Origin of the sequence: Pantoea sp. LS15 (assembly GCF_012241585.1) — a bacterium.
GTDB lineage: Bacteria > Pseudomonadota > Gammaproteobacteria > Enterobacterales > Enterobacteriaceae > Enterobacter.
The window spans coordinates 90562-103457 of record NZ_JAAVXA010000015.1; the positions used below are offsets into that span (position 1 = coordinate 90562).

The 12896-nt window shown below is 54.0% G+C and carries 9 protein-coding genes; 6 read left to right on the forward strand and 3 right to left on the reverse strand.

The window, feature by feature from the left end:
• Positions 1–22: 22 nt before the first annotated feature.
• On the reverse strand, positions 23–2803 hold the full coding sequence (locus HED65_RS18980) for a flavocytochrome c (protein ID WP_114979728.1): 2781 nt from the start codon (positions 2801–2803) through the stop codon (positions 23–25).
• A gap of 610 nt (positions 2804–3413) precedes the next feature.
• On the opposite strand from HED65_RS18980, the gene HED65_RS18985 reads away from it, so the two are divergent.
• From HED65_RS18985 to HED65_RS19000, 4 genes are all read left to right on the forward strand, one after another.
• Positions 3414–4922 (forward strand): anion permease, encoded by a 1509-nt coding sequence (locus HED65_RS18985; protein ID WP_114979729.1) that lies wholly within the window; start codon positions 3414–3416, stop codon positions 4920–4922.
• 55 nt (positions 4923–4977) lie between these two features.
• Positions 4978–6627, forward strand: coding sequence for a class I fumarate hydratase FumA (fumA, locus tag HED65_RS18990; RefSeq protein WP_114979730.1), 1650 nt, complete (start codon positions 4978–4980; stop codon positions 6625–6627).
• A 273-nt stretch (positions 6628–6900) separates the two neighbouring features.
• Positions 6901–8199: an MFS transporter gene (locus tag HED65_RS18995; RefSeq protein ID WP_114979752.1), complete on the forward strand. Its 1299-nt coding sequence runs from the start codon at positions 6901–6903 to the stop codon at positions 8197–8199.
• A gap of 1 nt (position 8200) precedes the next feature.
• Positions 8201–8992, forward strand: a complete 792-nt coding sequence (locus HED65_RS19000; protein WP_114979731.1) for a substrate-binding domain-containing protein — start codon at positions 8201–8203, stop codon at positions 8990–8992.
• Here the strand turns inward: HED65_RS19000 and psrA are convergent.
• Positions 8967–9866: an L-proline-binding transcription factor PsrA gene (gene psrA / locus HED65_RS19005; RefSeq protein ID WP_114979732.1), complete on the reverse strand. Its 900-nt coding sequence runs from the start codon at positions 9864–9866 to the stop codon at positions 8967–8969. The genes HED65_RS19000 and psrA overlap by 26 nt on opposite strands.
• A 188-nt stretch (positions 9867–10054) precedes the next feature.
• On the opposite strand from psrA, the gene HED65_RS19010 reads away from it, so the two are divergent.
• Together HED65_RS19010 and mtfA are read left to right on the forward strand one after the other, a co-directional pair.
• Positions 10055–10546 carry a hypothetical protein gene (locus HED65_RS19010; RefSeq protein WP_114979733.1) on the forward strand — a complete coding sequence of 164 codons (492 nt, stop codon included), beginning with the start codon at positions 10055–10057 and terminating at the stop codon, positions 10544–10546.
• Positions 10547–10763: 217 nt separating this feature from the next.
• Positions 10764–11561 (forward strand): DgsA anti-repressor MtfA, encoded by a 798-nt coding sequence (mtfA, locus tag HED65_RS19015; RefSeq protein WP_114979734.1) that lies wholly within the window; start codon positions 10764–10766, stop codon positions 11559–11561.
• Here mtfA and HED65_RS19020 read toward each other — a convergent pair.
• On the reverse strand, positions 11558–12769 hold the full coding sequence (locus HED65_RS19020) for an MFS transporter (RefSeq protein WP_114979735.1): 1212 nt from the start codon (positions 12767–12769) through the stop codon (positions 11558–11560). The two genes, mtfA and HED65_RS19020, sit on opposite strands and share 4 nt — an antisense overlap.
• Positions 12770–12896 lie beyond the last annotated feature (127 nt).

Consider the following 12896-nt stretch of genomic DNA (forward strand, 5'->3'; position numbering starts at 1 on the left):
TCCGGCCTGAGAAACAGGTGCCTTACCTCATTTTCGAACGCATAGCCGCCTGGTGTCCGGCCAGAGTACCAAAAATAATGATATCTGCCACTGCGTTACCACCGATACGGTTACCGCCGTGGATCCCACCGACCACTTCACCGGCAGCAAACGCCCCAGGCAGTACGTTGTGGTTGCTGTCCAGTACGCAGGTTTCGGTGTTGATGGTCACGCCGCCCATGGTGTGGTGCACGCCTGGTGCAATCTGAATGGCGTAGAACGGCCCTTCGTTGATTGGCGCACGCAACGCAGTGGTACGGCCGAAATCATCGTCGTGCTGTTTTTCAACAAAACCGTTGTAGCGCTCAAGGGTTGCCAGGAACTGGTGGTAATCCATCCCCAGGGCCTCAGCCAGGGCTTTTGGTGAGCTGGCGCTGGTCACAAATCCTTTGGCGATATACTCATCTGCGGCTTTGTTTTTGGCACGCACATGTTCATCAAAGACGATGTATGCGTATTTCTCTGGCAGCGCGATGATTGACGCGGAAACTTTATCGCGGGTCGACATCTCATTGAAGAAGCGATTCCCCTGCTGGTTCACCAGAATCGCCCCGCCGCCGCGGATAGATTCGGAAATCAGATACGATGTTTTCTGCTCAACGGTTGGGTGGATCTGGATTTCACCCATATCAACGGTGCCTGCACCAATACGTTCCAGCAGCGCGATACCGCCACCGGTCGCCCCTTTGTGGTTGGTGGTAACGAAACCCTCCAGGTCCGGACGGTATTTCACCACCATCTGGCTGTTGGCACTGAAACCACCGGTGGCAACAATGACACTTTTGGTTGCGACGGTAATAGTTTCATTCTCTTCGGTGGTCAGGCGCACGCCGGTTACTTCACCGTTTTCGAAGATAATATCGCTGACGGAGGTGTCCAGCATGACGTCGATGTTGCGTTTGTTGACGTTACGCACCAGACCGCTAATCAGGTAACCGCCCACCGCAGAGCCGTCTTTTGGACGGTGAGTACGGTCGATACTCATCCCACCAGTGGTGGTGATGTCGTTTAGCATAATACCGCGTGTTGCCAGCCACTCAATCGCTTGCGGCGCGTTCTCAACAAAGCGACGCAGCAGTTCCGGGTTGTTCTTGTTACCGCCGCCTTTCAGGCTTTCCTGATAGAACAGCTCTTTGCTGTCCTGAATCCCTTTCACCCGCTGGAAGCGCGTCTCTGCGGCGTTCATCCCGGCAGACGCTTTGATAGTATTACCGCCGATGGTTGGCATCTTCTCAACAATCAGCACGCTTGCGCCTTCGTCGTGTGCCTGAATGGCTGCGGCCAGACCGGCACCACCGCTACCGACCACCACCACGTCCACGCTGCGGGTTTCATTCGGGTCAACGCCCTCTTCTGCTGCCAGCGCTTTGCTGGATTTCAGCATTGCTTTCGAGACCGCTTTTTTCACCGCTTCACTCTGGCTGGTTGCGCCAGTGATGGCATCCACGTGCGGGGTGTTGGCATCCAGAATGCGGGTACGGATCTCTTCAAAGCTGGTGACAAACTCAACATCTTCGCTCGGGCCCGATGCGAGTTCGATATCAGCAATGCGGTCAGTCTCCAGGCTGACGTTAATCACCAGTTCGTTAGCATCGTCCTGCACTTTCTCAACAAAGGTGCCAGGTTTGAATTTGGATTCACCCATGCTCATGTCGCGGATCATCGCTTCCACCAGTGAGAAGCGCCACAGCGGTTCAGGGATGTTCAGCTCTTCACGTTTGGTGCTATCCATAAACAGTTCAAGGCTTTCACCAGCCGCGATGCGGTCAGTCCAGTCCGGGTAAGCGATAGTCGCGCGCCCCACGGCAATCAGGTCGTAACCGTGGTCCAGCGCTTCATTGACGTCCGCGGCATTCACCACGCCGCCCACACCCATGACGGGAATTTGCGCCAGCGTCTCAGAGCGCAGGGTGCAGTATTTTTCGATAAGCGGAGTCGGGTCCTGGGTGTCAACAATAGAAGGACGCAGAGTGGCACCCACAGAGAAGTGCAGATAATCCACACCACGAGCAGCCAGTTTCTCCAGCAGGTACATGGTGTCTTCAAAACGGATGCCCGGTACTTCCAGCTCTTCAGGGGAGAAGCGATAGCCAATAATAAACGCGTCATCCGCGTACTGGCGCACCATTTTGTGGGTAATTTCCAGCACCGCCAGCGGGAATTTCGCGCGGTTATCACGGCTGCCGCCCCATTCGTCCGTGCGCTGGTTTGAGTTCGGGGAGTAGAACTGCTGGATCAGATAGGTATTGGCCCCGTGGATTTCGACACCGTCAAAACCGGCCTGAATTGCGCGGCGTACGGCTTCGCCAAACTTACCGATCATGCCTTCGACTTCGGCGGTGGTCAGCGCAACCGGCGTCGCGGCACCATCACGTGGAGCGGCAACAGCGCTTGGCCCAACCGGCGTACGGCCACCGATCAGTTTTGGGTCAACCATACGGCCGCCGTGGTAAATCTGCAGCAGGGCTTTAGAACCCTTAGATTTAATTGCCTCAGCGATTTTCGCCAGCCCGGCGATTTTCTCGTCATTATCAATACCGATCGCACCCGGGAAGGCAAGGCCGAGATCGTCGACAAAGCAACACTCAACAATAATGGTACCAATGCTGCCGGAACGAGCCCGATAGTACTCCACCAGCTCGCTGGTCACCGTACCGTCATAGTAGCCGGTACAGGTTGTCATTGGGGCCATTAACAAACGGTTTTTCAGTTCGGTGCCATTCGGTAATGTGAAGGGACTCAGAATGCGTTCGTTAGTGCTCATAATAGAAAACTCCAAACTTTTAAAAATTAAGAATTCGTTATCGGATTGATTTTTTATTTCGTCGTTCTTTGCCGATGTCATGATATTAATATAATGATTTTTTTAGTTTCTAAAGTTATTACGTTAGTTAAAAAACTATTTAATCCCCTCAATAACACAAATAACACATTGGTGTTAGTGAATGTAATTTATAAATTCACAATAATTTAAAATTCGTTAAAAAAGAAATGAATAACTCACTTTACAGCAAGACAGCAAAGCATATAAAAATCAACACCTTAAAAAACAAAAGACTTCTCTGTTGTTACAAAAATGATAAATTTAATTCATAAAACACGTAATACCCACATACGCCTGAGTGGTTATTAATAAAAGAATAAAAATAACGCTGCCATTCTGTTTTTTTGATCGCGATCAATAGTCATGGCATCCAAAAGTGCAATATAAAAACATCATCATTTTTTAATTTAGCGCAATCAAAAATGCGTTAAATCGCTATTACTGAAAATACAAAAGTGCACCTTTAATAACTAAAAAAAGCAAAGAAACTTAAGAAAGCCATTTTGTTTTTCAGTACGACCGAATTTTTGACAACTTAAGACGTGAAACTATGAATACAAAAACTGCTGTAACGCCTCCTGCGGCGAACCAGGCATCCAACGGAAAGGCAAAACGTCTGCTTATGATGGCGTTGCCGATTGTTGTTGCCGTGCTGTTGCTGTTTGTTCCTGTTCCAGACGGGTTGCCGCCTTATGCATGGCACTACTTCGCCATCTTTGTCGGTGTGATCGTTGGTTTGATCTTCGAACCACTGCCGGGTGCGGTGATTGGCCTGACGGGCGTGGTGGCCATTGCGCTCTGTAGCCAGTGGGTGCTGTTCAGCCCAGAACAACTGGCTGACCCAAAATTCAAGCTGGCCGGCGCCTCCTTTAAATGGGCCGTGAGCGGTTTTGGTAACTCTACCGTCTGGCTGATTTTTGGTGCCTTTATGTTCGCCGCAGGTTACGACAAAACCCGCTTCGGACGCCGTCTGGCGCTGATTCTGGTGAAGTATCTGGGCCGTCGCAGCCTGACGCTCGGCTACGCCATTACCTTCGCAGATTTGCTGCTGGCACCGTTCACACCGTCCAACACTGCGCGTAGCGGCGGGACCATCTACCCGATTATTGCTAACCTGCCGCCGCTGTATGGTTCAAAACCAAACGATCCAAGCGCGCGTAAAATTGGTTCGTACCTGATGTGGGTGGCGATCACTGCAGCCTGTATCACCAGCTCAATGTTCCTCTCCGCACTTGCACCGAACCTGCTGGCGCTGGCGCTGGTGAAAAGTACGGTTGGGATTGATATCTCCTGGGGTACCTGGTTCCTCGCCTTCCTGCCGCTGGGCATCCTGTTGATCCTGACCATGCCGCTGCTGGCCTACTGGTTCTACCCGCCAGAAGTCAAAGTGAATAATGAAGTGCCGCTGTGGGCGACCCGCGAGCTGGAAAAACTGGGCAAACTGTCCCGCAACGAAATCCTGCTGCTGGTATTCGTGTGCTGTGCGCTGCTGATGTGGATCTTCGCTGCCGCATGGATTGAACCTGCCATGGCTGCCCTTCTGATCGTAGGTCTGATGCTGTGGACCGGCGTGCTGGAGTGGAACGATATCACCGGCAACAAAGCCGCGTGGAACACCTTCGTCTGGTTCGCCACCCTGGTTGCGCTGGCAGATGGCCTCTCCTCTACCGGCTTTATCAGCTGGCTGGGTAAAGAAGGTGGTCTGTTAATGAGCGGTATCTCACCGGGTGTTGCGACCATCGTTCTGCTGCTGGCGTTCTACCTGCTGCACTACCTGTTTGCCAGCACCACCGCGCACACCACCGCGCTGCTGCCAGCGATGCTGACCATCGCCTCCACCATTCCGGGCATGAATATGGAAGTATTTGTTCTGCTGATGGTGACCTCGCTGGGTGTGATGGGGATCATCACCCCTTACGGTACCGGCCCAAGCCCGATTTACTACGGTAGTGGCTACCTGCCAACCAAAGACTACTGGCGCCTCGGCACCATCTTCGGTGCCATCTTCCTGGCGGCCCTGCTGCTGATTGGTTATCCGTGGATGTCCATGATGTTCTGATTCCTGACCGCCGGGCTCATCCTCCGGCGGTTTTATTTTTGTGGAGCAATACGCTATGTCAAACAAACCGTTTATCTACCAGAACCCCTTCCCTCTCGCGCATGACGACACCGAATACTATCTGCTGACCAAAGAGCACGTCTCCGTTGCCGAGTTCGAAGGTCAGGAGATCCTGAAAGTCGAGCCAGAGGCGCTGACACTACTGGCACAGCAGGCTTTCCACGATGCTGCATTTATGCTGCGTCCTTCTCATCAGAAGCAGGTTGCCGCCATTCTTAACGATCCGGAAGCCAGCCAGAACGACAAATACGTTGCCCTGCAGTTCCTGCGCAACTCCGAAATTGCCGCCAAAGGGGTGTTGCCAACCTGCCAGGACACCGGCACGGCGATCATCATGGGTAAAAAAGGCCAGCGCGTCTGGACCGGCGGCGGCGACGAAGCAGCCCTGAGCCAGGGGGTGTATAACACCTACATCGAAGACAACCTGCGCTATTCCCAGAATGCCCCGCTGGACATGTATAAAGAGGTGAATACCGGCACCAACCTGCCTGCGCAGATTGACCTCTACAGCGTGGACGGGGACGAATACAAATTCCTGTGCATGGCAAAAGGTGGCGGTTCAGCCAACAAAACCTATCTCTACCAGGAAACCAAAGCGCTGATTACCCCGGCGAAACTGAAAAATTATCTGGTTGAGAAGATGCGTACCCTGGGTACTGCGGCCTGCCCGCCTTACCATATCGCGTTTGTGATTGGCGGTACCTCTGCTGAAAGCACCCTGAAAACCGTGAAACTGGCGTCCACCCGCTATTACGACGCGCTGCCAACGGAAGGTAACGAACACGGCCAGGCGTTCCGTGATGTTCAGCTCGAACAGGAACTGCTCCAGGAAGCGCAGAACCTGGGTCTCGGCGCACAGTTTGGCGGTAAATACTTCGCCCACGATATCCGCGTGATCCGCCTTCCACGCCACGGCGCGTCCTGCCCAATCGGCATGGGTGTTTCCTGCTCTGCTGACCGTAATATCAAAGCAAAAATCAACCGCGACGGGATCTGGATTGAAAAACTGGAACACAACCCGGGCCAGTACATTCCTGAATCTCTGCGCCAGCAGGGCGAAGGCGACGTGGTCAGCATCAACCTCAACAAGCCGATGAATGAGATCCTGGCGCAGCTCTCCGCGCACCCGGTCTCTACCCGTCTGTCGCTGAACGGCACTATCATCGTCGCGCGCGATATCGCCCACGCGAAGCTGAAAGAGTTGCTCGACAACGGCGAAGAACTGCCGCAGTACGTCAAAGATCATCCGATCTACTATGCGGGCCCTGCTAAAACGCCGGAAGGCTACGCATCGGGTTCACTCGGCCCGACCACCGCGGGACGTATGGACTCATATGTGGACTTACTGCAATCCCACGGCGCCAGCATGATCATGCTGGCAAAAGGCAACCGCAGCCAGCAGGTAACGGATGCCTGCCATAAACACGGCGGCTTCTATCTGGGCAGCATTGGTGGCCCAGCGGCGGTACTGGCACAAAACAGCATTAAGAGTCTGGAATGCGTGGCATATCCTGAACTGGGTATGGAAGCCATCTGGAAGATTGAAGTGGAGAACTTCCCGGCGTTTATCCTGGTGGATGACAAAGGCAACGACTTCTTCCAGCAGATCCAGAACAAACAGTGCAAAGGGTGTTCACAGCGCTGAGTATTATCAGCCCGGCAGGCTCCACGCCGCCGGGCTTTTTTTAGGGTTGCGTCTGTTCACAAAACAGAAAACAGACTGCCCTGACACCGCCAGGTGAATAAATCATCAACGCAATGTTAAGTCATTGTTAATTAAATGGCACTCACTGCATCACACCCAATTGATGCGGCAAACGCATCAGATGATGTGTTTATTGCGCTTATAAAATTCCCCTCACTGATCCAGTTTTCAGAAACAGACGGACAACACGTCAATAATAAACTGGAGACGACCATGATTTCCTCACCCCCACCTGCAACCGTTCGTGCAAGAGCGGGCGCGATACTTCGCGTCACCTCGGGCAATTTCCTTGAGCAATTCGACTTCTTCCTGTTCGGGTTCTATGCCACCTACATCGCGCATACTTTCTTCCCGGCGAGCAGTGAATTTGCTTCCCTGATGATGACCTTCGCCGTCTTCGGCGCAGGCTTCTTAATGCGTCCCATCGGTGCGATTGTCCTAGGGGCTTACATCGACAAGGTCGGTCGTCGCAAAGGGTTGATCACTACCCTGTCGATTATGGCGGCCGGAACCTTCCTGATTGTGCTGATCCCCTCTTATGAGAGTATCGGCCTGTGGGCACCGCTGCTGGTGCTGGCTGGACGCCTGCTGCAGGGCTTTTCCGCCGGGGCGGAGCTTGGCGGAGTGTCGGTCTATCTGGCTGAAATTGCCACGCCAGGCCGCAAGGGTTTCTTTACCAGCTGGCAATCCAGTAGTCAGCAGGTGGCGATTATGGTCGCCGCTGCAATGGGTTTTGCACTGAACGCGATGCTGGAAGAGAGCGCCATTCGTGAATGGGGCTGGCGGATCCCGTTCCTGTTCGGCTGTCTGATTGTGCCGTTTATCTTCTTCCTGCGCCGTAAGCTGGAAGAGACTGAAGAGTTCCGCACGCGCCGTCATACGCTGGCGATGCGTCAGGTCTTTACCACTCTGCTGGCGAACTGGCCGGTTGTGGTCGCGGGCATGCTGATGGTGGCCATGACCACTACCGCGTTCTACCTGATCACCGTCTATGCGCCTACCTTTGGTAAAAAAGTGTTAATGCTCAGCGCCTCAGACAGCCTGCTGGTGACGCTGCTGGTGGCGATTTCCAACTTTATCTGGCTGCCGGTGGGCGGAGCCCTGTCGGACCGCTTCGGTCGTAAACCGGTGTTGATTGCCATGACGCTGCTGGCGCTGGCGACCAGCTATCCGGCCCTGACGCTGCTGGCTAACGCCCCCAGCTTCTCCATGATGCTGAGCGTACTGCTGTGGCTCTCTTTCCTCTATGGCCTCTATAACGGTGCGATGATCCCGGCCCTGACGGAGATCATGCCAGTTGAAGTGCGTGTTGCCGGTTTCTCACTGGCGTATAGCCTTGCCACCGCGATCTTCGGCGGGTTTACGCCAGTCATTTCAACGGCCCTGATTGAGTACACCGGTGATAAAGCCTCCCCGGGCTACTGGATGAGCTTCGCGGCGGTCTGTGCGTTGCTGGCAACACTTTATCTTTATCGTCGCAGCGCGATGAGCCTGCAAGTTCAGAGAGGATGATATGCACACATTTGTACGTTCAGGACTAACCGGACTGATATTGATGGCGACCAGCGCAGGCGCGCTGGCCCAGGAAGTAACGGTTATGATCTCAGGCGGTTTCAAAGCCGCGCTGGAAAAACTTGCCCCCCAATATGAAGCCCGGACGGGTAACCACATTGTGCTGATCCCGGGGCCGTCAATGGGACAGACGCCGCAGGCGATCCCCAACCGATTGGCTCGCGGTGAAAAAGCGGACGTGGTGATTATGGTCGGGGATGCGCTGACGCATCTGACGAAGGACCGGATGGTCAAAGAGGATTCGCGCGTTGAGCTGGCGGATTCGCCTATCGGCGTGGTGGTTAAAACCGGCTCACCGGTGCCGGATATCACCACGGATAGCGCACTAAAACAGACCTTGCTTAAGGCCAGCGCCATCGCCTACTCCGACAGCGCCAGCGGCCGGTATGTGCAAACCGAGTTGTTCAAAAAGCTGGGGATTGAAGCGCAGGTAGAGGGAAAAGCGCACAAGGTGGAGCGGATCCCGGTCGCCTCTGAAGTGGCGAAAGGGAAATACAGCATCGGGTTCCAGCAAGTCAGCGAACTGTTACCTGTGCCCGGCGTGACTTTTGTCGGCAAGCTGCCGGATAACCTGCAATACATCACCCGTTTTGCCGGGGCCGTCACCGCTCACGCGGAACATCCTTCCGAGGGTAAAGCCCTGCTGGATTACCTCTCTTCAGCAAACGCGCAGGAGACCATCACCGCCACCGGGATGATCCCTGTCACTACGCCGCACGGTAACGTGCGGTAATGAGCGTTTCGAGCTCAGCGGCAATCCACGACTGAATACGCCCGCTGCGGCGGATCAGCCCGACAGTACGTTTGACTTCGGGCTCGATCAGCGGGATATGCGTCAGAAAGGAATGTTCAGAGTATGGCATCGACATGGCGGGGACGGCAGCAATGCCTATCCCCGCCTCAACCATTCCCAACATCGTGGTGACGTGGCGCGTCTCGCAAATGCCGGGTCGTTCCGGCTTAATATGGCCAAGCATTTGATCGAGCAGATTCCGGTTCCCCGACGTAATATCCAGGCTGATGTAATCCTGCTGATAAAACGCCTGCCAGGTCAGACTCTTGCGACCCGCCAGTGGATGATCACGACGACACGCGGCGACATACACATCCTCCACCAGCGGAATAAAGGTGATATCCGGCTGAAGGCTTCTCGCAAAACAGATGCCAAAATCTGCCTGGCCGCTGGCCACCGCGTCAATGACATTACCCGCGCTGCTGTCGATGAGTTTAATGCGCACGCGTGGGTAGCGACTGTGGAACTGGCGGATCACCTCCGGCATAAAATGGCAGGCCGCCGAAGGTACCGTGGCGACGGTGATAAGCCCGGTGCGCTCCTCGCTCACCTTGTCGATATCCGCCAGCATAGACTCCACGTTTTCCAGAAGCAGCCCACAGCGGTCGGCAAAGGTTTGCCCGAAGAGCGTCAATGTTACGCGCCGGGTAGTTCTGTCGAACAGTTTCGCCCCGACGGCCGTCTCCAGCTTTTCAATGCGGCGGCTTAAGGCGGACTGAGAGATGCAGATAGACTCCGCGGCGATACGGAAGTTACCGTACTCCACCAGAGCTCTGAAGGCATAAAGATCGTTGAGGTCGAAATTGACGGGCATATTTTCTGGCAATCCCTAGCGCTTTCTGGAAACTCGGACATTCATAATAGCAGAGATCAACGCAGGGAAAGGTGCCGCTGAACGACGCGTTTGGGAATATTAAACGTCGATAAATATCAGCTAACGCTCTACGCTATAAGCGTATTGATGGAATGATAATGAATTTATTTTTATAACAGGAGCAGCAAGTGACCCCGAACAAAACATCATACCTGGCTGTTTTCCCGGTTCTTATGCTAACCCTCCTGCTATCAGCCTGTAGCACGTCTGAGCACACACCAGTGGCAAAAAGTAGTCATCTTTTCACCCCGCAACGTACGCCGCTTCCTTATAAAGTGACGCTTTCCGGAACGCCGGATGATCGTATGCTCTGCGAAAATTGTGGGAACAGTGGCAAAAAGGTCTTCATCAAAGGTGGAGAAAAACTCAGCCAGTACAGCATGATGTATGAGAGTTCCTACTATGTCTTCCTGTGTGATAACTCCGCTGAAGCCTGTCGCGCCGGTTCGTGGATTGCAATAAACAAAAACCTTGCCGAACCGTATGTAAAAAAGATATCGCTTGGCGGCCGGTCTCAAATCAGCGATCTCCAGCCGGCAAATGATGCGCATAACACCTGGCTGCAGGTGACTTATGTCAATGGAGAACAGAATGTTTTCACTTTTGATAACAATAAATAATCGCCGGGCAACTGACTTTTCTCGCCTGATTTTCTCAATGGGAGTTTTGTCACTGAAAGGAAACGAGATAAGTGATTGAATAATGGCGGAGAGGCTGGTCTCTCCTGCCATTCCGACATCTCTACGTTTTGTAGTTGCCTTCATGCCGGGTTCTTTGGCATGTTAACCTAACCTGACCTTTCAATTTTGTTCACGTGACGAGTTTGCGAGCAAAGCGATGATTAAGTGGCCCTGGAAATCAAATGACGCTGGTCAACATATGGCGCTGCCGTGGGATGACGCGCTGGCGATCCCCGTGCTGGCCAACCTCCAGCCGGATGAACAGTCAAAGCTGATTCAACTGGCGGATCGCTTTTTGCAGCAAAAGCGGCTGGTCCCGCTGCAGGGGTTTGAGCTGGATGCCCATAAAAGTGCACGTATCGCCCTGCTGTTCTGCCTGCCGGTGCTCGAACTGGGTATCGAGTGGCTGGACGGTTTCCACGAAGTGCTTATCTATCCCGCGCCGTTTGTCGTTGACGATGAGTGGCAGGACGATATCGGTCTGGTGCACAACCAGCGGGTGGTTCAGTCCGGTCAAAGCTGGCAGCAAGGGCCAATTATCCTGAACTGGCTCGATATTCAGGATTCATTCGATGCATCAGGCTTTAATCTGATCGTTCACGAGGTGGCGCATAAGCTGGATACCCGCAATGGCGATCGCGCCAGTGGTGTACCGCTGATCCCACTTCGTGAGGTTGCGGGATGGGAGCACGACCTGCATGCCGCGATGGATAACATCCAGGATGAAATCGACCTGGTGGGCGAAAGCGCAGCCAGCATTGATGCCTACGCGGCGACCGATCCCGCAGAGTGCTTTGCGGTACTCTCTGAATACTTTTTCAGCGCACCAGAGCTCTTCGCCCCCCGTTTCCCGGCGCTGTGGCAGCGTTTTTGCCAGTTTTACCAGCAAGATCCCCTACAACGTTTACGGCAGAATGAGGATTCTGGCGGTCATTCTCCCCGCCAGGTCCATTAATTTTTTTCAGCAAGGGGACGCTCAGTTGACCGAACCCCTACGCTGAGCACTAAAAACAGTAATGCCATGCCCCATGCAGCCATCGTTAAAAACTGCTCACCGTAGAAGCGTGTCACGACAGGTACCAGCAGCGCGCTAACGCCGTAGCCTAATGTGTGGCTGGTGGCGATCACCCCCGCCCCTTTCCCCGTAGTCAGCCGATCGTTCAGCAGTAGCTGATATCCTGGTGTTGCCATAGCGGCCCCGAGTGACGTAATAACAATCCCCACATAGAAAAGCGCCAGACCGGCGAAAGACATCAACCCAAGACCCACTACCATCAATACCGCTGCCACGCAGAGCAATGTTACCGGGCTGAAATATTGCGGGCGGACCACCAGAAACTGCGCGGCAAGTGTTGCCAGAGCAGCAAGGCTTAACAGAAGAGCAACATGATGGCTAATGTCCCGGGCGTTACCCTCCAGTAACGGACTAAGATGCGGTGACAGGCCAAGTTGCATCAGGCTCACCAGGGCTGCCAGCAGCAGTGCCAGCAGCAGGAACGGCAGCATTGAAGCCCGCAAACGGGTCGACTGATGCGCCACTGGCGGTAACGGTGGGTCCGCCACTTCGCGAAGCACCAGCAGAAAAGCGATGAAAGGCGCAATCGCCATAAGCCAGAGCGGTGCTACCGGATTGACGCTGAGCATCAGCGCCGCCAGCGGTGGCCCGAGCAAACGACCGCAACTCAGACCGGAGCTTATCGTCGCCAGCGCGGCCATTCTTTTCTCCAGCCCCGCGCGCTGGATAGCCCATGTCTGGGCAGCGGGAACCAGACCTGAGACCGTCAGACCATACAGCGTGCGCGAGAGAACCAACCCGGTCAGGCCCCAGAAATAATCCAACATTCCGGCCGCCATCGCCCAAACCACCAGCGCCATCACTCCGAAACTGACCAGATAGCCACTCAGCGAGGCCAGCATCACGACCTTACAGCCATGTCGCTCGCTCTGGCGTCCCCACCAGGGCGATGCGGGTAAAAAGAGCATGGATCCAAACATCAGCAGCCCTGCCCAGACCGAAAGCGAAAGCCCGGTCTGAGTGACCAGTTGCGGAAGCATGACCAGCAAACCGTTTTGCCCAATCCCTAATAAACCTGCACATAACGCCAGGGGCCAGTTGGCTTTTGGGGTGACGTTTTCCGTCAAGGTTTCAGAGTAAGCGCGCATGAGAATGTGAACATAGTGTCAATAAGTGTGTGGAAATCATGAAATTTATGAAAACAAATATTGCAAAAATAGTTGCGACTGTAAACAGAATGAATATCATAACGAGAATTATTATCAGTCATGGAAT